This is a genomic window from Arthrobacter glacialis, from assembly GCF_002909445.1.
In the GTDB taxonomy this organism is placed as follows: Bacteria; Actinomycetota; Actinomycetes; order Actinomycetales; family Micrococcaceae; genus Specibacter; species Specibacter glacialis.
The window spans coordinates 249,288-268,221 of record NZ_PPXC01000001.1 but is presented as its reverse complement, the minus strand read 5'-3'; the positions used below and the strand labels follow the sequence as shown (position 1 = coordinate 268,221).

Annotated in this window: 16 protein-coding genes and 1 riboswitch; of the genes, 6 read left to right on the top strand and 10 right to left on the bottom strand. The window is 61.2% G+C overall.

The window, feature by feature from the left end; translation table 11 throughout:
- Window positions 1–6: 6 nt before the first annotated feature.
- Together CVS27_RS01170 and CVS27_RS01165 are read right to left on the bottom strand one after the other, a co-directional pair.
- A complete protein-coding gene (locus CVS27_RS01170; protein WP_103463904.1) occupies window positions 7–975 on the bottom strand; it encodes a carbohydrate ABC transporter permease in 969 nt (322 codons plus the stop codon).
- 65 nt (window positions 976–1,040) lie between these two features.
- Window positions 1,041–2,267 (bottom strand): sugar ABC transporter substrate-binding protein, encoded by a 1,227-nt coding sequence (locus CVS27_RS01165; protein WP_243400005.1) that lies wholly within the window; start codon window positions 2,265–2,267, stop codon window positions 1,041–1,043.
- Between the two features lie 363 nt (window positions 2,268–2,630).
- Between CVS27_RS01165 and CVS27_RS01160 the strand changes: the two genes are divergently transcribed.
- Window positions 2,631–3,647 carry a LacI family DNA-binding transcriptional regulator gene (locus CVS27_RS01160; protein WP_243399643.1) on the top strand — a complete coding sequence of 339 codons (1,017 nt, stop codon included), beginning with the start codon at window positions 2,631–2,633 and terminating at the stop codon, window positions 3,645–3,647.
- A 27-nt stretch (window positions 3,648–3,674) separates the two neighbouring features.
- On the opposite strand, the gene CVS27_RS01155 is transcribed toward CVS27_RS01160, so the two are convergent.
- Complete coding sequence (locus tag CVS27_RS01155; RefSeq protein ID WP_243399616.1) at window positions 3,675–4,184, bottom strand: MarR family winged helix-turn-helix transcriptional regulator; 510 nt, start codon at window positions 4,182–4,184, stop codon at window positions 3,675–3,677.
- 93 nt (window positions 4,185–4,277) lie between these two features.
- Between CVS27_RS01155 and CVS27_RS01150 the strand changes: the two genes are divergently transcribed.
- The 3 genes from CVS27_RS01150 (at window position 4,278) to CVS27_RS01140 (ending at window position 8,963) form a co-directional block, all read left to right on the top strand.
- The gene (locus tag CVS27_RS01150; RefSeq protein ID WP_103463902.1) at window positions 4,278–4,952 is read left to right on the top strand and encodes an NADPH-dependent F420 reductase; all 675 of its coding nucleotides are present in this window, start codon (window positions 4,278–4,280) and stop codon (window positions 4,950–4,952) included.
- A 183-nt stretch (window positions 4,953–5,135) separates the two neighbouring features.
- A riboswitch (SAM riboswitch) is annotated at window positions 5,136–5,259 on the bottom strand.
- Window positions 5,260–5,495: 236 nt separating this feature from the next.
- Complete coding sequence (locus CVS27_RS01145) at window positions 5,496–7,133, top strand: ABC-F family ATP-binding cassette domain-containing protein (RefSeq protein ID WP_103463901.1); 1,638 nt, start codon at window positions 5,496–5,498, stop codon at window positions 7,131–7,133.
- A gap of 429 nt (window positions 7,134–7,562) precedes the next feature.
- Window positions 7,563–8,963 (top strand): trimethylamine monooxygenase, encoded by a 1,401-nt coding sequence (locus CVS27_RS01140; RefSeq protein ID WP_103463900.1) that lies wholly within the window; start codon window positions 7,563–7,565, stop codon window positions 8,961–8,963.
- 111 nt (window positions 8,964–9,074) lie between these two features.
- Here CVS27_RS01140 and CVS27_RS01135 read toward each other — a convergent pair whose 3' ends face one another.
- The 7 genes from CVS27_RS01135 to CVS27_RS01105 all read right to left on the bottom strand — a co-directional run bounded on the left by CVS27_RS01135 (window position 9,075) and on the right by CVS27_RS01105 (window position 17,214).
- Window positions 9,075–10,748 (bottom strand): ribonuclease J, encoded by a 1,674-nt coding sequence (locus CVS27_RS01135; RefSeq protein WP_103463899.1) that lies wholly within the window; start codon window positions 10,746–10,748, stop codon window positions 9,075–9,077.
- Between the two features lie 191 nt (window positions 10,749–10,939).
- Window positions 10,940–12,193, bottom strand: coding sequence for an alpha-L-fucosidase (locus CVS27_RS01130; RefSeq protein WP_103463898.1), 1,254 nt, complete (start codon window positions 12,191–12,193; stop codon window positions 10,940–10,942).
- 48 nt (window positions 12,194–12,241) lie between these two features.
- On the bottom strand, window positions 12,242–13,327 hold the full coding sequence (gene ccsB / locus CVS27_RS01125; protein WP_103463897.1) for a c-type cytochrome biogenesis protein CcsB: 1,086 nt from the start codon (window positions 13,325–13,327) through the stop codon (window positions 12,242–12,244).
- Complete coding sequence (gene resB / locus CVS27_RS01120; RefSeq protein WP_103463896.1) at window positions 13,327–15,069, bottom strand: cytochrome c biogenesis protein ResB; 1,743 nt, start codon at window positions 15,067–15,069, stop codon at window positions 13,327–13,329. Before resB ends, ccsB begins: the two co-directional genes overlap by 1 nt.
- The gene (locus CVS27_RS01115; RefSeq protein WP_103463895.1) at window positions 15,069–15,824 is read right to left on the bottom strand and encodes a cytochrome c biogenesis CcdA family protein; all 756 of its coding nucleotides are present in this window, start codon (window positions 15,822–15,824) and stop codon (window positions 15,069–15,071) included. Before CVS27_RS01115 ends, resB begins: the two co-directional genes overlap by 1 nt.
- A 16-nt stretch (window positions 15,825–15,840) precedes the next feature.
- On the bottom strand, window positions 15,841–16,428 hold the full coding sequence (locus tag CVS27_RS01110; RefSeq protein ID WP_103463894.1) for a TlpA family protein disulfide reductase: 588 nt from the start codon (window positions 16,426–16,428) through the stop codon (window positions 15,841–15,843).
- A gap of 123 nt (window positions 16,429–16,551) precedes the next feature.
- Window positions 16,552–17,214 (bottom strand): histidine phosphatase family protein, encoded by a 663-nt coding sequence (locus CVS27_RS01105; RefSeq protein ID WP_103463893.1) that lies wholly within the window; start codon window positions 17,212–17,214, stop codon window positions 16,552–16,554.
- Window positions 17,215–17,385: 171 nt separating this feature from the next.
- Between CVS27_RS01105 and CVS27_RS01100 the strand changes: the two genes are divergently transcribed.
- Both CVS27_RS01100 and CVS27_RS20685 read left to right on the top strand, forming a co-directional pair.
- A complete protein-coding gene (locus tag CVS27_RS01100) occupies window positions 17,386–17,943 on the top strand; it encodes a YceI family protein (RefSeq protein WP_103463892.1) in 558 nt (185 codons plus the stop codon).
- A gap of 439 nt (window positions 17,944–18,382) precedes the next feature.
- Window positions 18,383–18,853 (top strand): hypothetical protein, encoded by a 471-nt coding sequence (locus tag CVS27_RS20685; RefSeq protein WP_165788229.1) that lies wholly within the window; start codon window positions 18,383–18,385, stop codon window positions 18,851–18,853.
- Window positions 18,854–18,934 lie beyond the last annotated feature (81 nt).

Sequence of the window (18,934 nt, the reverse complement as noted above, 5' to 3'; positions counted from 1 at the left end):
GGTCTCCTACTCATCGACAGCGCGGCGATTTGCCCGCAGGTAGATGACGGCGAACACGAGGGAAATGATGATCAGAATATTGGAGAATGCGGCACCCACCCCGAACTCGAAATTGACGAACGATTCCTGGTAGGACCGCACAGCAATGGTTTGGGTCGAGTTTGCCGGGCCACCGTTCGTCAGACCCAAAATGATGTCCAAAACCTTGATGGTGTAGACAACTCCCAGAATCAGCACCACACTGACAACCGGGCGAAGGTTGGGCCAGGTGATGTACCGAAACGCCTTCCACCCGGTGGCGCCGTCCAGTTGCCCAGCCTCATAGAGTTCCGCCGGGATGTCTTGGAGTCCGCCGTAAAGCAACGTGACGTTGAAGGGAATGCCCACCCAGATGTTGACAAGGATGACGGCGAGCAGTGCCACGTCGGGGCTTGTCAGCCACGGGATGGCGGGGACGCCAAACGTACCCAGGAATTGGTTCAGGATTCCGGAGTCCTGATCAAGGATGGAGCGCCATGTGGCACTGGCTACAATCAGTGGCAGCAGCCACGGGAGCAGCAGCATGGCCCGCAGGAAGCGGCTGAGCGGAAAGTTGCGGTTGAAGAAACATGCCAGCGCGAGCCCAATTGCGAACTGGCCGGCAATGGAGGCAATAGTGAACAGTGCCGTGTTGAGCAACGCCGGCCCAAACAGATTTGAGCTGATGACTGTTATGTAGTTCTGGAATCCAACCCACGGGGCTTCGCCGGTGAAGAAGGTCTTGGTTGTGTAGTCCTGCATGCTCATGACGAGGTTCTTGGCCACGGGGTAGCCAAAGAACAGCAGCATGTACAAGCCAGCAGGCACTACGAAAAGAATTTTGGCGATATTTTCGCGGGCCCAGAAACTCTGCCGCGGCCGCGATTCAGGTGTAGCCGCCCTCTTGCCGGATCGGGCGGTGGACGCAGCGGGCGCGTCGGTTGAAAGGGAAGTCATGGTGGCCTCTCTGCCGGTTCCGCAGCAACGTTGGGTGCGGAACCGGCGTCGAAATGGTGGTGGCGTTAGCCCTTGGCAGCTTGAGCGAAGGCCTCATCAACGCTGGCCTTGTCCGTCAGCACCAGCTGGATGGCCGTGTAGATGGCGGTTGCCGCCTTGGGCCATTCGGCGCCGAGGTTGCCCGTGCGTGAGCGTGCGTTGGCGATCTGCTCGGTGAACGATTCCATGTCGGGCATCTTGGCGACATATTCCTTGGCAAGCTCGGGCTTGGTGGGTACCGTGTAGCGTTCGGAGCCCAATGCCACCTGGGTATCTCCTGCGGTGAAGCAACTGATGAATTCAGCGGCCTTGGCCTGCTTGGCCTTGTCCCCTGTCTGCGGAATGGTCCAAACCTCGCCACCCAAAGGTGCTGTGGGCGTCTGGCCGGCCTTGTTGACAGGCACCTGAACGGATCCCCATTCCAGGGCGGCGTCATCGTTGAGTGCCGGAATCTGCCACGGTCCGTTGATCATCATGGCTGCCTTGCCAGACATGAACTGGTCCTTAACATCGCCCTGGCCCCAGTTGATGGCGCCCTTGGAGACCGCACCGCTGTCGATCAGGTCCTTCCAGAGCTGCAACGCCTCTTTGTTTTCAGGCGAATCCAACTCAGTTTCGCTGCCGCCATTGGTCCACATGAACGGCAGGAACTGCCATGCTCCCTCGTAGGTGGCTATGGCGGAGAACGCCAGACCGTACTGGTCGCCGGCGGTCAGCGTGGCGGCTGTTGTCTTGAGTTCCTCCCATGTTGTGGGCGGCTTCAGGCCAGCGTCGGCCAGGAGCTTCTTGTTGTAGAACAAGCCCAAGGTGTTGGCCGTGGGTGCCAGTCCGTAGACCTCGCCTTCGTAGGTGCCGGCGTCGAGCATGCCCTGGGCAAACCCGGAGGTATCCACATCGAAGTCACTGAGCGGGGCAAGGCCTCCGGTGGAGGCAATCTCCTGCACGTCCGGGTTGTCCAGCATCAAGATGTCCGGCAGAGTCTTGGAGGACGACTTCTGCAAGACCTTTTGAATCAGGTCCTTGCCGGGCACCACTTCACGGGTAATCGTGACACCAATATCTGCGGCGCATTTATCGATGGCCGTTTGGATCAGGGCCTTGTCTGGATCGTTGTTGTAGTAGTCCATGAGGGTCAGGCTGCTTGCGTCACCGGAGGCGCTGTTGCCGCCGCCGCCACAGGCTGTCAGGACGAAGGGTGCGATTGCTGCCATGGCCAAGAACTTGCTCAGGCGGGTCTTAGTTTGTTTCTTCACGGGTAGCTCCTTTGCTCGGTTACGTGATGCGGTGCCTTGGTTGTGAACGATTCCGCCCTCGCATAGCGGCGGAGAATCAAGCAATTTTCCTAAAGTTCGACGGCGGTTCCTTACGGACCGGGCGGCGCCCGGCGTTCGCTGACGGGAGGGAATTCTCGCCATTGATGGTTCCTGGGTTAGGTCCAAAGTGTTCACGGTAAAGCGCTTTACTTAGGGTGTGACATTGATCATGCCTGTGCCAATGCCGTTGTGTCAAGGAAAAAGTAAAGCGCTTTACTTTGTGTCTTCCCTGGAGCACACTTTGATTAGAGTTGGGTGAGGTAGCTTAGACCCAGAACACTTGGGAGGAGCAACGTGGCAACCATGCAGGATGTCGCCAATCTGGCGAACGTGTCCTTGGCGACCGTGTCATTTACCATCAACGACTCAAAACCCGTCTCGCCCAAAACCCGGGCCAAGGTGGAGGCGGCCATGAAGGATCTGGGCTACCGCCGCAATGCCGTCGGTAGCGCGCTGGCCAGGGGCCGCACCCACGTACTCGCATTGCTGTACCCAGCCTTGCAGCACCGCTTCTCTCCCACGTCGGTGCGATTTTTCACCAGCGCCGCCGACCAGGCCCGGCTCCGGGGCTACAACCTGGTGCTGTGGCCCATGAGTAACGACGCCGAGGCAGTCACCGAGCTAACATCCTCAGGGCTGGTGGACGGCGTGGTACTGATGGAAGTCCAACTCGATGACCCCCGCGTGTCCGAACTATCCGGAAGCGCCGTCCCCTTCGCCTTGATCGGGCGTACCCGGGACACCACAGGGATTCCCTTTGTTGACGTTGACTTTGAATCCGCCGTGGAGAACGCCATTGACAGGCTGGTTGAACTCGGGCACACCGACCTGGTGCTCATCGACGGCGGAGTTGGCAACCAGCTGCTCGGCGGCTACGGTCCGGTCGCCAGAACTCGCAAGGCGTTCGGGGAAGTCACAGCCCAACGCGGCCTCTCCGGCGCCATCATGAGTGGCGTGCATTCATCGGCAGGAGGCCGCGAGCTGGCCAAGGAATTTGCGGCAAAGCACCCCGAAACAACCGGCGTTTTGATGATGAATGAACATGCTGGTCCGGGTTTTGTTGCCGGGCTCCAACAGGCAGGCTACCGGTTACCGCAGGATATTTCCGTCCTAGCCTTGGCCTCCTCGCTGGACACGGCAAGCATGTCAGAGCCGGAAATGGCCGTGCTCATTTCCCCGGCCGATGAACTTGGCCGACTGGGAGTGGATGTCTTGATTGACCAGATCGACAAGAAAAACAACCCGCTGCCTCAATTGCTGATCGAGTGCTCGTACTCTCCCGGCGCCACCATGGGCCCGGCGCTCAAACATGGACGCTGACACCGGCAGGGGAGACTAGCGACGTCCTTAGGTTCCCAGCATCTGCTCCACGGCTTCACAGGCACCCAGATCATGCGCGGAAACGGGCGGGGCATCGCAGGCCACGCGGCGCAGCAGTGTCCGGAACAGCTCGCGTTCTTCGGCGGCCAAGGCGCCCAGCACGGCGTTTTCAGCTCCCGCCACGCGCAGTTGCAAATCAGCGAGTGCCTTGTTGCCAGCGTTGGTGGCCACCACAATGCGGGCCCTGCGGTCGGCCGGGTTCAGCTGGCGTTCCACCAGGCCCTCCTTGACAAAGTCATCGATCAAGTACGTCATGACTGTGCGGTCAATGCCCAGGTGCTGGGCCAGCGCCAGCTGGTTGGGCAGCTCCCCGCCCACCACGGCAACAAGCACCTGATAGCCACGCGCGCCGTGCAGGAATTCCCCCATGGCTGCCGTCGAGGCGTTTTGGTAATTGCGGACCAAAACGCCCAGTGTCCAGCCAAAGTCTTCCTGGGCATCGACGGAGGGGCGCTGCTCGGTTGGACTGTTACTCATGGCACCCATCATAACGGATAACTGGGCTTTACAACAGATCATATTCAGATAAGATGATCTGTAAAGCAACGTACATGAAGGAAGTTTGATCGCATGACTATGCAGACCGTTGGCATCCTGGGCGCCGGCAAGGTGGGCACCGGCGTTGCCCGCCAAGCCCTGAAGGCTGGTTACCGTGTACTGATAGCGGCATCCGGTGATCCCAAGGACATTTCGTTGATCATTTCCGTCATGGCCCCCGGCGCCGTTGCTGTTACAGCTGAGAAAGCCATGGCCGAGGCCGATCTGGTGGTTTTGTCGGTGCCGCTGCACAAGTTCCGCACCCTGAACCCGGACGCTCTCGCCGGAAAGCACGTGGTGGACACCATGAATTACTGGCGCGACACCAACGGTGACATGCCGGAGCTGGAGGATGCGCCGTCGAGCTCTGAAATGGTGCACGCCCACGTGCCCGGCGCCCTCGTGGCCAAGTCGCTGAACCACATTGGCTACCATGAGCTTGAGCTGGACGCCCGCGACGCCGGTACGCCCGACCGCCGCGCGCTGGCCGTTGCCGCGGACGACGACGATACGCGCGCCTTGGTGTTGGAGTTTGTGGACAGTCTGGGTTATGACGCCGTTGACGCCGGATCCTTGAGCAACGGTGCAGCCTTTGAACCGGGCACCCCCATCTTCACCGGCAGCTATACCAAGGCCGGCATGGAGGCCGAACTTCAGGCGCAGCGCGATGCCGGCGATGAACTGGTGCTCACCGCCAGCATCCGCTGACAAGTTCTTTCATGATCCGCTGCGCGGTGCCGTCGATTCCTTCTGCTTTTTCCTCGATCTCGCACCCGGTGCGGGGATGAAACGTCAGGCCTTGGTGACCACGGCACTGACGGGTGTCGCATAGCTACACATAGCGGATTCAGTCATGAGGGTTCCTTCGTGTGAAGGCGAGTGCCGGGCACCGCGCCATACTTACACCGCGCAGTCCTTTGCCGCACGAGTGTCGAATCGTCACCAGGGGCACCCCACTATGGTTTTGAGGGTTGCCGCCCGATCGGCCTGGGCCGCATGATCGGGACTCTTGATTCTGTCCACCAGTCTGCCCGCCGCAGCGCGCCGGATTCAAACCCCTCGTCACATGCGGCAACATTCTCTCGAGCTGGGCCCGTCGACGAGCCTCCGCGCCCGTCCCCCAACTGTGACGCACTTGTTGTCGCAAAACGGCGCAATTTGCACAACAAGTGCGTCACAGTTGGGTGGGGTGGGGCGAGATGTGGGCCACCACCGTCAGGGCAGTGGCCGGAAGCAACTTAAGATTGAATCATGAGCGCAACACTTGTGGTGAAGGACCTCTCCGGAGGCCACGCCCACCGCACCTTATTCAGCAATCTTTCCTTCACTGTGGCCCCCGGCGATGTCATTGGCGTGGTGGGTGCCAACGGCGCCGGGAAATCCACCCTTTTACGTCTGCTGGCCGGAGCCGACAAACCCCAGGGCGGCACCGTCAGTACGGCGCCACAGGATGCCTTCGTTGGCTGGTTGCCGCAGGAGCACGAGCGCCTCGACGGCGAAAGCATTGCCGCCTACATTGGCCGCCGCACAGGCTGCAGCGAGGCCACCGAAGCCATGGAATCCTCAGCTGAGAAGCTGGGCTCGGGCAACTCCGAGGACGACGACAACTACTCCAACGCCCTGGACCACTGGCTGGCCTGCGGAGCCGCCGATCTGGATGAGCGAATCCCCGCCACCCTTGCCGAACTTGGCCTGGATGTTGGCCCCGAGGCTCTCATGACCGGCCTTTCCGGTGGCCAGGCTGCCCGCGTGGCCCTTGCTGCGCTGCTGCTGAGCCGCTTTGACATGGTGCTGCTGGATGAGCCCACCAATGACCTGGATCTGGCCGGTCTGGCCCGGCTGGAGCAGTTCGTCACCGGTTTGCGCGGCGGCGTTGTCCTGGTCTCCCATGACAGGGAGTTTCTGGCCCGCTGCATCACCTCCGTGGTTGAGTTGGACCTGGCCCAGAACAACGTTGCCGTGTACGACGGCGGGTACGATTCCTTCCTGGAGGAGCGCGCCATCGCCAAGCGGCATGCCCGCGAGGCGTATGACGAGTTTGCCGACAAGAAGGCTGATTTGGTGGGGCGTGCCCGCACCCAGCGCGAATGGAGTTCGCAGGGCGTGCGCAACGCCCTGAAGAAGTCCCCCGACAATGACAAGATCCGCCGCCGCGCCAGCGCCGAGTCCAGCGAAAAGCAGGCACAAAAGGTCCGGCAAATGGAGTCCCGGATTGCCCGCCTCGATGAGGTGGAGGAGCCGCGCAAGGAGTGGGCGCTGCAGTTCAGCATTGGTGCCGCCACCCGTTCCAGCACAGTTGTTTCCACCTTGAATGAGGCCGTGGTGCAGCAGGGCAACTTCACCCTGGGACCTGTGTCGGCGCAGGTCAACGCGGGTGAAAGGATTGGCATCACGGGCCCCAATGGTGCCGGCAAGTCCACCTTGCTCAGACTCCTGCTGGGACACGCAACGCCGGACACCGGCACGGCTTCCTTGGGCGCCAATGTGGCCTTGGGTGAAATTGACCAGGCCCGCAGCCAGTTCCCCGAGGACACACCCCTGGGCGCAGCCTTTGAGTTACTAGTCCCCGAGCTGAACCAAGCTGAGGTCCGCACGTTGCTGGCCAAATTTGGGCTCAAGGCCGATCAGGTCACCAGCACCGTCGCTGCCCTCTCCCCCGGCGAACGCACCCGGGCCTCACTGGCGCTGCTGCAGGCCCGCGGCGTCAACGTGCTGGTGCTCGATGAGCCCACCAACCACCTTGACCTGCCGGCCATTGAGCAGCTTGAAGAGGCGCTGGAAAGTTACGAGGGCACCCTTTTGCTGGTCACCCATGACCGCCGGCTGCTGGAGAACGTCCGCCTGGACGCCCGCTGGGACGTCCGCGACGGCAAGGTCACCGAACTGTAACCACGGAAACCGACACCCAAAACGCGCCGCGGCACCCTCGGGTGCCGCGGCCCCAATGAGTTAGCTTTCCTTATCTATTGCCGGATTTTGACTTAACATTTCTAAAATGTTGCAATGGGTAACAAGTTGTTGTTTCTTGGATTTGCAACAACTGCTTGTCGAATCTTGGTGCGTAAAACGCACCAATACCTGGTTCCGGACTACCATTTGACGCCGTTTTGGCCTTGATGCGTATGAGCTCCTTGAAGAACCACTGGCGGCCATCCGCCAGATTACTGCCGCAGCCACCTCTGCCGCCGCGCACCTTGCGCCTTGATGTTTCGCCACAGATGCGCCCTTTTGGCCCTTTCTAGTACTTTCTGGCGGACATGGATTCGAAGCATCGTTTTTATCAGCGACACAAAGAATCCAAGGGATCAGGAGAGCACCATGACATTACGAGTCGGAATCATTGGAGCAGGCCCCAGCGGCATGGCACAGCTGCGGGCATTTGAATCAGCCCGCCAGAACGGCGCGGAGATCCCCCACATCATGTGCTTTGAAAAGCAGGACGACTGGGGCGGCCAATGGAACAGCAGCTGGCGCACGGGTCTGGACGCACACGGCGAACCCATCCACTCCAGCATGTACCGCCACCTGTGGTCCAACGGCCCCAAGGAATGCCTGGAATTCTCCGACTACTCCTTTGATGAGCACTTTGGCCGCGCCATTTCTTCCTTCCCGCCGCGCGAAGTCCTCTTTGAGTACATCAAGGGGCGGGTGGAAAAATCCGATGTCCGCAAGTATGTGCAGTTCCAGACGGCCGCACGGTGGGTTTCCTACAATGAGCTGACGCAGGAATTCACCCTCACCGTGGAAGACCTCCCCACCGGAAGCACCTCGGAGCACATCTTTGACAAGCTGGTTGTCTCCACAGGGCATTTCTCCTTCCCCGCTGCCCCCGAATTTACGGGCATCAATTCCTTCCCCGGCGAAGTCCTGCATGCCCACGATTTCCGTGGCGCAGAACGCTTTGCCGGCAAGAACATTCTCTTGATTGGCAGCAGCTATTCAGCCGAGGACATCGGCATGCAGTCCCACAAGATGGGCGCGGCATCAGTCACCTTCAGCTACCGCTCAGCCCCCATGGGCTTCGACTGGCCAGAAAACACGGTGGAGCGTCCGCTGGTCACACACTTTGACGCGAACACGGCCCACTTCAGTGACGGCAGCAGCGGCGACTTTGACGCCGTCGTACTGTGCACGGGGTACCAGCACAAGTACCCGTTCCTTCCCAGTGATCTGGCCTTGAAATCCAAGAACGTGCTGTACCCGGCCAACCTGTACAAGGGCGTGGTGTGGCAGCAAAACACCAACCTGTTTTACCTGGGCGCGCAGGACCAGTACTACACGTTCAACATGTTTGATGCGCAGGCCTGGTTTGCCCGCGACGTCATGACGGGGGCCGTGGAACTGCCGTCGCTCGAGGCTCGCGAAGCGGACATCGAACGTTGGCTGGGACTCCAGGCCGCCTTGCTGGACCACAACGCCGAGGCCGATTTCCAGTCGGAATACTTGCGTGAGCTCATTGCCGCCACCGACTACCCGCCGTTTGACCTAGCCGCCGTCTCGCAGTTGTTCAAGGACTGGATGGGCCACAAGGCGACTGACATCCTAGGCTACCGGGACATGAGCCACCGCTCGGTTGTCACCGGAACCCTGGCTGCCAAGCACCACACGCGCTGGCTCAACGCCATGGATGATTCCCTGCAGCGCTACCTGCAGGGTCCCTCACAGGATGTGGACACCGCCACCTTGGATGCCGTCACCGCGGAAGCCATCAGCAGATAGCCTGCAAGGGGCCCTCTGACGGCGTGTGGCAGGAAAACCGAAGGCCCGGCCGCTGCCCCACCTCCATGACGGCGAGGGGGCAGCGACCGGGCCTTCTAGGTGCGGTCCTACTTAGGACTCGACGATGATGACCGTGTACACCGGCTTGCGGCGCAGCGCGCGGTCGGACCAGCGCAGCAGGGCTTCGGCGACGGCCTTTTCGGCGCCATGGCCCGTCTTCTCGCCGCGGAGCCCGGAGATGGTCTTCTCCACGATCCCGGTGGCCTTTTCAATGTCCTTCGGCGTGAGGTTGAAACCTACGGGGAAGTATTCCGGGTCTTCTTCAATCTTGCCATTGTCAGGGTTGACGATCAGCAGTACGGTGACAGCACCGTCCTCGGCCAGACGGAGGCGGTCCTGGAGGGACTCCTCCGTTGCCGCGCCGGGCACCATGTTTTCCACGTAGACGTAGGCTGCGGGAACGCTGCCGGTGACCTTGGCAACGCCGTCCTTGAGGTCAATGGTGGTGCCGTCCTCAACGATGAATGCATTCTTGGGGTCGACGCCGGTGCGGACCGCCAGCTCGGCGTTGGCCTTCAGGTGGCGGTATTCACCATGGACCGGCATCACGTTCTTGGGGCGGACCAGGTTGTAGCAGTAGACGAGCTCGCCGGCGCTGGCGTGGCCGGAGACGTGCACCTTCGCGTTGCCCTTGTGGACAACATTGGCACCCTGCTTGGTGAGGTCGTTGATCAGACGGTAGATCGAGGACTCGTTGCCGGGGACCAGCGAGCTGGCCAGCAGGACGGTGTCGCCCTCGGTCAGGTTGATCTGGTGGTCACCGCTGGCCATGCGTGCCAGTGCTGCCATGGGCTCACCCTGTGAACCGGTGCAAATGAGCACGGCCTTGTTGGGGGCCATGCGCTCAAGTTCCTTGGCGTCAACGAGCATGCCGCGGGGGATCTTCAGGTAGCCGAGGTCGCGGGCGGTGCCCATGTTGCGGACCATGGAGCGGCCCACAAAAGCGATCTTGCGGTTGTACTTGTGCGCAGAGTCAATGATCTGCTGGATGCGGTGCACGTGGCTGGCGAAGCTGGAGACAACGACGCGGCGCGGCGCGGTGCGCATGACCTGGTCGATGGCCGGAATCAGGTCCGCCTCGGCGGCCAGGAAGCCGGGAACTTCGGCGTTGGTGGAGTCAGGCATGAACAAGTCAACGCCTTCCTCACCCAGACGGGCGAAGCCGGCAAGGTCGGTGATGCGCTTGTCCAGCGGGAACTGGTCCATCTTGAAGTCACCGGTTTCCAGCACCAGGCCGGCAGGGGTGCGAATGGCAACGGCCAGGCCGTCCGGGATGGAGTGGTTGACGGCCAGGAATTCGACGTCGAACGGGCCAAACTTGCGACGGTCACCTTCCTTGACAGTGATCATCTTGCCCTTGATCCTGTGCTCGTCCAGCTTGGTCTTCAGGAAGGCCAGAGTCAGCTTGGCGGAGATGACAGGGATGTCGCCACGGTGCTTGAGCAGGTACGGAACACCGCCAATGTGGTCCTCGTGGCCGTGGGTCAGCACCAGGCCAACCACGTCCGCCCAGCGGTCCTTCAGGTAGGAGAAGTCGGGGATGATGACGTCAACGCCGGGGTGGTGCTCCTCGGGGAAGAGCACGCCGCAGTCAACGATCAGCAGCTTTCCGGCAAATTCGAAGACGGTCATGTTGCGGCCGATCTCCCCCAATCCACCGAGGGCGACGATGCGCATGGCGCCTTCGGCAAGGGCGGGCGGAGTTTGGCGAGCAGTTCTTCTCATGGGATTCCAGACTTTATTGGTGATATGGGCGTCAGGCCGTCGACGGAGCGAGGCCTTCTAGTGCGATTCTTTCGGCCAGAAGCTAGACCGGTATCGCTAAAAGTTTGTGCGTGCTAGACCCGATTTTACCACCGCACCCGCACCTACATTCGCGCCGGCGCTGCGCTTCGCTTGGGCTAGCGCCTGAAGCCTCATTTCGGGGCCTCGGTGGTGGCTAGATAATTGATCGCCGGGACGTGACTGACGCCCGTGCTGAACGCCGTGACGGCCGTGAGCAGCGGCTCCTCACCCTCGAGGTGAATGATCAGCTGTGCAGCCCTCACAGGCTCGACGACGTGGATTCGTTGGGTCCCGATGGTCCCGGCCTCAACCACGAGCCGGCCGTCCTCGGTCAAGACCAAGTGGTGGGCCACACGCTGGCCCGTCACCAAATCTTCGCTCAGGCGCAGATGGTCAAAAGCAATCTCGGCGCCGAAGTCGGCAAGCCAGGTACCGTCACCCGCAGCGCTGAGCGCGGCGGTAAGCGGAGTCTGGAAACGGCGTCGAACTTCAGTGGAAAACTCCCCCAGCCGGGCAACGTCCTGGGCCGGAATCAGCCCGCGCGTGTCCGGGGGCAGGTTGAGCAGCAAATTGGCGCCCAGCCCAATGGAACGGTAGTAAATGGCCAGCAGGTGGTCCAGTTCCTTCGGCTCGTCCTCCGGGTGCCAGAACCAGCCGCGACGCAGCGACACATCGCATTCCGGCGGCAGGTACAGGGCCTCGGTGAGGGCCGCCGAGTGGACCGTGTAATTGGAGAAGTTGGTTTCAGCCACCACGTAGTGCACGGGGTCGGCGGCCAGGCCGTCCTCATTTCCCACCCAGCGGATGGTGGGGGCGCCCATGTTGAAGACCATGGCTTCGGGCTGCAACTCGGCGATCAGCGCGCTGATGCGCTCCCAGTCATATTCACGCCCCTGCGAGCCGGCGCCGTCGAACCACAGCTCTGCCAGCTCACCGTAGCTGCTGCACAGCTCACGCAGCTGGGCCAGGTAAAAATCGTCGTAAGCTTCCCTGTCCGGGTAGCACGCGGCGTTTCTGTCCCAGGGCGAGAGGTAAATGCCCAGCTTCATGCCGAACTTCCGGCATGCAGCGGCCACCTCGGCCACAACGTCACCATCACCCCCGCGCCAGGGCGAGGATGCCACGGAATACTCCGTGGTGGCCGTGGGCCACAGGCAGAAGCCGTCGTGGTGCTTGGCCGTCACAACAACATATTTGGCACCCATGGACGCTGCGGTGTGGACCCACTGTTCGGCGTCCAGCTCGGTGGGGTTGAAGGACGCCGCAGGCAGGGTCCCATCGCTCCATTCCTTGCCATGGAAGGTGTTCAAGCCGAAGTGGAAGAACGCCCCCATGGCGTCTCGCTGCCAGACGAGTTGTGCAGGGGTGGGGATCACGGAATGCATGAACCAAGCTTTTCACAACTTTGGAGCCAGGTGGCTCCAATGTTGTTGCTAGCTGCCAACCCCGGCGTAGGAGTGCAGGCCGGAGAAGTACATGTTCACAATGGTGAAGTTGAAGACCACGCAGAGGTAGCCAACAATGGACAACCAGGCCGCACGGGTGCCCGTCCAGCCCTTCGTGGCGCGGGCGTGCAGGTAGCCGGCGTAGACCACCCAGATCACGAATGACCATACTTCCTTGGTGTCCCAGCCCCAGAAGCGTCCCCAGGCCTTTTCGGCCCAAATGGAGCCGAACATGACTGTCACCGTCCATCCCACGAACGCGATGCCGTTGATGCGGTAGGAGAGGTTTTCTAGGCTCAGCGCGGTGGGAACCAGACGCATCACCACAAACTTGTCCTTCTTGCCGGCGGCAATGGATGCCTCGCGGCGGGCCTGGAACAGCTGCAGCACCGACATGGCAAAGGTGAGAGTAAAGAATGCTGAGGAGAGCACGGCGATGGAGACGTGGATGATCAGCCAGTAGCTTTGCAGCGCCGGCACCAAATGACCCACGGGGGTGTAGAAGGACACGTGCGCGGCAACAATCATCACCATCACCAAGCCAATGACAAAGGTGCCCAGGAAGCGCAGGTCACGGCGGGTCAGTACCAGCAGGAACACAACAACCACGGCGAATGAGCCGGTGGTGCAGAACTCGTACATGTTGCCCCACGGAACCCGTCCCGCAGCCGCGCCACGGAGCACCACTGCAATGCCTTGCACGACGACGGCAACCACAGTCAGTGCCACGGCCACCCGGGCAACAACACGCCGCTCTTTGCCGTAGCGCATGGAATCGCCGGCGGTGACGCCGTTGGCGCCGGCATGGGTTTTGCTGCTGGGACGCACACCCTTGTCCTGCGGGCCTCCTTCCAGGCCCTGCCCTGCCGCGGCCCTGGCGCCAACAAGAGCGGCTTCCTTGCTGCTAAGGGTCTTGTCTGCGGCGTCCTGTTCGCCGGCCAGGCCCCTCTTGACGGCCTGGCTAAAGGTCACCAAGTCCCAGGTGTAGGCGCAAAAAGCCACCAGATAAGCGAACCCTGCTGTCAGCATGAGCTGGTAGCTGAGCAGCCCGAAGCCTTCGTTGATCTCTTGCATTACTGATCCTTACTTGCCGCGGGGACTTGTTGCGCGGAGTCTATTGGTGCGGAATCGTTGTTTGTTGCTGGTGCCTGGTCACCATTTTGCTCCTGCGCGTCCATCGGCACCAGCCATTTGGCGTGCAGTGCCTTGTTAATGGCTGCGTATTCGCCGGCCAGGCGGTGGTCCTCGCCGCGGGCCAGGAGGCCAAATTCCACCATGGTGCGCCCGTCGGGATGGTTGCCCGTTCGCACCCACACACGGCGGCGGTTCAGGAACAGGGAACCGATGAGCCCGGCCAGGGCCAGGACTGCGAAGACCAAGACGTAGGCTTGGCCCGGATCGTGCCTGATATCCAGGGCCGCGAATCGCTTGATGCCGTCAAAACTGATGCTGCCGTTGCCATCAGGCAGCGTGTAGCTCTGGCCTGGAACCAACACAATGCCGCCGGCGTCCACGTTGCGTGAGTTAATCTCAGTCATCGTGGAGGTGTCCAGGGTGTAGACGTTGCGTGGCACACCGTTGTCCAGCCCCAGATCGCCTGTGTAGGAATTGAGGTTCAGCTGTGGGTTGAACGGATCGGGGTCCGAGCCGAAGGCCACACCCTTTTCATCGATGAGTGCCGTGGGCAGGAAGAAGCCCACAAATCCAAGTTGGTTGGGCTTGGCGTCGGGCACCTTGATCACCATCAAGGAGGTGTAGGCGCCGTCCGTTGGAATGGTGATGACGGGACCTTGGAAAGCCACATCTCCCTTGCCATCCTTGACGGTGACTACCGGGGCGTAGCCGTTGCCCACCAAGTACAGATTGGTCCCGCCCAGGGAAACTGGCTCGTTGACCTTCAGTGTCTTGGTTTCAGACTCAGCACCGGGGCCGTCCTTGACGCTCAGCGTGGCAGTGAAGTCCAGAGGCTGGCCATAGTGGGCCTGCGTTGACCTGTCGTACTTGACCACCAAGCGATCCAACTGCGCCGAATAGGGGCTCAATTTGTCGCCGCTGAAATTGGCTCCCGGCGTGAACGTGTCATAGCTCGTGAGGGTGTTGACAAAGGTTTCACCCTCCACCAAAACGCGCTGGCCACTGTATCCGAACAATCCGCTGAATCCAACGGCCGCCAGAACACCAATCATGGCCGTGTGGAAGATCAGGTTGCCCACTTCCTTAAGGAAGCCAATCTCGGCACCCACAGAGGGCCGCTCGGTGTCCAGGTCACGCACATCCACTCGGTAGCGGCGGGACTTCAACACGGCCGCTGCGTCCTCCACAGCAGTGTGTGCGTCGATTCCGCTCCCGGCCGGGATTTCCACCGTGCCGTATTCGGCAAGCCGGGAAAGTCGCTTGGGGGTGCGCGGGGGTGCGGAGCGCATGGCCTTGTAGTGAATCTTGGCGCGGGGCAGAACACAGCCAATCAAGGAGGTGAACAGCAGCAGGTAGATGGCGGCAAACCAGGGCGAGGAGTACACGTCAAAGAGTTTGAACCAGTCCATGATGGGCCCCGAGGTGGGGTTGTCCTTCAAATACTGGGTCACTTCGGCAGCGTTGGTTGAGCGCTGCGGGAACAAGGAGCCAGGCACGGCCGCCACGGCCAGCATCAACAGCAGGAACAAGGCGGTGCGCATGCTTGTCAGCTGCCGCCAGGCCCAGCGCAGCATGCCGATGAGCCCGAGTTGGGGCAGCACAACGTCGCCGCCAGCTGGCTGCGGCTTCTTGCGCTTGGGCTCTTTCGCCGGCTTGGGCTCTTCCACCACTGTCTCTTTCATTAGATTGGCAATCTCACTTCGTTAGCAAACCAAAACTGCAGTTGATTGATCCACGTGCCCCACAAGCCGGAGACCATCAACAAGCCCAACACAATCAACAGGCCGCCGCCAAAGAACTGCAGTCCGCGGCGGTGCTTGCGGAAGAACGCCAAGGCGCCCAGTCCCTTTCGTGCACCCAGGGCGATCAGCAGGAACGGCAGGCCAAGTCCCAGGCAGTAAACAAAGGTCAGGAATGCGCCCTTGGCCGCATTGGGCCCGTCTGAAAACGCCAGCAGCTGTACTGCACTGAAGGTGGGGCCAATGCACGGAGCCCAGCCCAATCCAAAGGTTAGCCCCAAAATGGGTGCGCCCCACAGCCCTGCCGGGGGTTTCGCGTGGATCTTCGCTTCACCTTGGAACCAGCTCATGCCGCCCAAGAACACAACACCCATGAAAATGACCACGACGCCCAGCACCTGGGTGACCCATGCGGCGTCGGGCCCCATGAGCCACGCACCCAGCTGGCCAAAGACCGCGCCTATCAGCATGAAAACCACTGAGAAGCCCAGCACGAACAAGCCAATCCCAGCGAACATCCGGCCGCGGCGCTGATCCTGCAAGTCGGCCCCGCTGAGCCCGCTAACGTAGCCCAGGTACCCGGGAACCAGCGGCAGCACGCAGGGTGAGAGGAAGGAGACAAGCCCGGCCAGTAAGGCAACGGGCATGGCCAGAAGCATGGAGCCGCTGAGGATTGTCTCAGCAAATGGATTGTTCATGAAGGGTGGGTGGCCGCTAGTTTTCGGCCAGGGCCGTGGTGAGGAGGGCCTTCAGGGTGCCCTTGTCCGCAACGCCCAGGATGCGGGCGCAGACGCGGCCCTTTTTATCCAGCACCAGAGTGGTGGGAACGGCGGCCGGGGGCACAAACTTGGTCAGCGCCAGCAAAACACCGCCGTCCTTGTCCACGATACTGGGGTATGTCAGGCCAAAATTGCGCTCAAACGCTTCGGCCGTGGCCTTTTCATCGCGCACATTCACGCCCAGGAACTCCACGCCCTTGGCACTGAATTCGGTGTTGAGCGACTGCATGTCCGGGGCTTCCAAACGGCAGGGGGCGCAGGCCGCGTACCAGAAATTCAGCACCGTGACCTGGCCGAGGAAATCTGCCGCGTCAACTTTTTTGCCGTCGAAGAGGGTACCCGTGAACTCAACCGGTTCTTTGCGGTCAGCGGCACCGTATTCCGTCACTGAACCGTCGCCGGCAATGTAATTCTTGTTGTCTCCGGCGTTTGCCTGCTCTGCCAGGGGGTCCTTGCCAGTGCAGGCAGCCAGGACTACCGCCAACGCGGCGCCACCAGTGGCCATCAATGATCGCCGGCTCATCGAGGAAGTCACGATGGTGCCTTTCATTCTTAGGGGAAGCCATCGCGCAGGCGCAGAAACGGCATTATGTTCTACGCTACGTCGAAAAGCTGATTGTCAGCTGTGTGCCTTGTGACGGTAAGGCTAGGCGCCGGGGGTGGTTGCGGCACCGGGCAGCAGCACCGCAGCAGGTTCGCTGTAGAGAACATCCACCACGTCGTCGCCGTCGAATGTCAAGGAGGTCAGGGACGCCAGCGTGCACTCGCGGTTGCGCGGGTCATGCCACAGCGGCTTGCCCTCGGCGCTGCGGCGGGTGGCCCAAATGGGCAGCTGGTGGCTGACCATGATGGCCTGCGCGCCGTCGCCGCCCAATTCGAAGGCACGACGGCGGGCATCCCGTGCCGCTTCGAGCATGCGTTCGGCTTGGGCCGCGTACGCTTCACCCCATGACGGCCTGAACGGGTTCACAAAATAAGGCCAATGCTTGGGCTTGCGCAGCTCAGCCTTGCTCATAGCCAGGCCCTCAAAGTGGTTCTCCGCCTCGATGATGCGCGGATCCGTCACGATCTCCAGGCCCAGTGCAGCAGCCGTGGGCTGCGCCGTTTCCTGCGCCCGGGTCAGCGGTGAGGCCACCAGGTAAACGGGGGCTGCGCCGTCGGCCGCCTGGGCCGCAAAATGCTCGGCGACCATGTCAGCCATGGCCCGGCCACGCTCCGAAAGATGAAATTCGGGAAGCCGGCCGTAGAGCACGCCATCGGGGTTGAAAACCTCGCCGTGGCGCAAAAGATGAACAGTTACTCGGGACATGTTTCCCAGTTTCTCAAAGTTAGTTGGTTAGGGGTTAATCCGTTGCCGCTAAAGTTTTTTTGGAACACGGGAATATTAGATACAAACGCATGCTTATACCTATCGATGGGCAACCACTGCGGATGTCCGAAGCGCAACTTTCAACGCAAAACTTTCCCCAAGGAGATCCACATGTCAGTAACCACCATTGAATCCACCGGCCTCGCACAGGGCATCTGGAACCTCGACACCTCACACAGCACCGTGGGCTTCGTAGTCCGCCACGCAGGCATCTCCAAGGTTCGCGGCCAGTTCACCGACGTTGAAGGCGCACTGACGCTCGGCGAAACCCTCGCCGAGTCCTCAGTGACCGCCACCATCCAGGCAGCCAGCTTCAGCTCAGGCGACGCCGGCCGCGACGGCCACGTCAAGAGCGCCGACTTCTTCGACGTCGAGACGTTCCCCACCCTCTCCTTCGTTTCCTCCAGCGTTTCAGGTGACGCCGAGGACTTCGAACTGACCGGCGAGCTGACCATCCGCGGCATCTCCAAGACCGTCACCTTCAAGGGCGAGTTCAACGGCGTTGCTGTTGACCCGTTCGGCCTGACCCGCGCAGGCTTCGAAGCCAAGACCGTCATCAGCCGCAAGGAATTCGGCCTGACCTGGAACGCAGCCCTGGAAGCTGGCGGCGTATTGGTCTCCGATAAGGTCACCATCACCTTGGACGTTGCCTTCGTCAAGGCTGCATAACCTTCAACACCCGTAATACGAATGCCGGTTCGCCACTGTGGCGGGCCGGCATTCGTACTACCACTTAGTACACCTATACAAGTGCTTGGGCCAGGACTAGGGTACTGCTATGAGCACACCGAATGAGTTTGAAGGTACCGAGCACTCAGGCTCGCAACCGTCTCCTGCCGGTTCCCAGCCTGATCCCAACACTGCCGCCCCCGGTCATCAGGCACCCGGGCCACAGACGCCGCCACCGGGGTACCAAACACCCGGGCCACAGGCACCCCCTCCGGCCGGATCCATGCCGCCTCCGGGATATCAACAGCCCGGCTACCACGCTCCGCCGCCCGGGTATCAACAGCCCGGGTATCAATCTCCGCCGCCCGGCTATCAGCAGCCCGCTCCCCGACCGGCCGGAGACTCCAAGTTTGAAATGCCAAAAGACACTCCCCATTCAATGAATGACGTCATGCCGGTGGGCGGCTTTGGCGGGATCTTCAAGATGGACGGTCTGCCGCAGCTACTGAAGATCTCCTACATCATCTGGCTGGTCTCGGCAGGCCTGTGGCTGCTGGGCACGTTCTTCTTGCTGATCGGTTCATTGTTCGCGTTGGGCGCCAGGGACAATTCCATCTTCGGCATCACCGTCCCGGGCAGCGGAGCCGAGATCCGTGCGCAGGGCGTCAAGGGAATCGTTGTTGCCATCATTTCCCTGGTTCTTATAGCTGCCATAATCATTTGCGCCATGAAGCTCAAGGAAGGCATGCAGTGGGCCCGGATGGCGTTGTCGGTCATCGCCTTCCTGAGCATCGTTTTGCTGTTCTTCGGCGCTGGCGGTGGCCTGCTCGGCATTGTGGCCGCTGTGTTGATGTGGCTACCAGAATCAACGGCCTGGCTTAACTCCCGGGCCAGGGGAGTCACGCCTTAGCAACAAGAAGTAGTGAGCAAAGACAGAGGTCGCGTAGGGTTTAGAGCAAACCCCACCGCGGCCTTTCTCTTTGCCTGGCCA

Excerpts from the sequence above, each read along its gene's own strand:
- CVS27_RS01170 (WP_103463904.1), bottom strand. The coding sequence starts at position 975 with ATGACTTCCCTTTCAACCGACGCGCCCGCTGCGTCCACCGCCCGATCC.
- CVS27_RS01160 (WP_243399643.1), top strand. The coding sequence starts at position 2,631 with ATGCAGGATGTCGCCAATCTGGCGAACGTGTCCTTGGCGACCGTGTCA.
- CVS27_RS01155 (WP_243399616.1), bottom strand. The coding sequence starts at position 4,184 with ATGAGTAACAGTCCAACCGAGCAGCGCCCCTCCGTCGATGCCCAGGAA.
- CVS27_RS01150 (WP_103463902.1), top strand. The coding sequence starts at position 4,278 with ATGACTATGCAGACCGTTGGCATCCTGGGCGCCGGCAAGGTGGGCACC.
- CVS27_RS01145 (WP_103463901.1), top strand. The coding sequence starts at position 5,496 with ATGAGCGCAACACTTGTGGTGAAGGACCTCTCCGGAGGCCACGCCCAC.
- CVS27_RS01140 (WP_103463900.1), top strand. The coding sequence starts at position 7,563 with ATGACATTACGAGTCGGAATCATTGGAGCAGGCCCCAGCGGCATGGCA.
- CVS27_RS01135 (WP_103463899.1), bottom strand. The coding sequence starts at position 10,748 with ATGAGAAGAACTGCTCGCCAAACTCCGCCCGCCCTTGCCGAAGGCGCC.
- CVS27_RS01130 (WP_103463898.1), bottom strand. The coding sequence starts at position 12,193 with ATGCATTCCGTGATCCCCACCCCTGCACAACTCGTCTGGCAGCGAGAC.
- ccsB (WP_103463897.1), bottom strand. The coding sequence starts at position 13,327 with ATGCAAGAGATCAACGAAGGCTTCGGGCTGCTCAGCTACCAGCTCATG.
- resB (WP_103463896.1), bottom strand. The coding sequence starts at position 15,069 with ATGAAAGAGACAGTGGTGGAAGAGCCCAAGCCGGCGAAAGAGCCCAAG.
- CVS27_RS01115 (WP_103463895.1), bottom strand. The coding sequence starts at position 15,824 with ATGAACAATCCATTTGCTGAGACAATCCTCAGCGGCTCCATGCTTCTG.
- CVS27_RS01110 (WP_103463894.1), bottom strand. The coding sequence starts at position 16,428 with ATGAGCCGGCGATCATTGATGGCCACTGGTGGCGCCGCGTTGGCGGTA.
- CVS27_RS01105 (WP_103463893.1), bottom strand. The coding sequence starts at position 17,214 with ATGTCCCGAGTAACTGTTCATCTTTTGCGCCACGGCGAGGTTTTCAAC.
- CVS27_RS01100 (WP_103463892.1), top strand. The coding sequence starts at position 17,386 with ATGTCAGTAACCACCATTGAATCCACCGGCCTCGCACAGGGCATCTGG.
- CVS27_RS20685 (WP_165788229.1), top strand. The coding sequence starts at position 18,383 with ATGAATGACGTCATGCCGGTGGGCGGCTTTGGCGGGATCTTCAAGATG.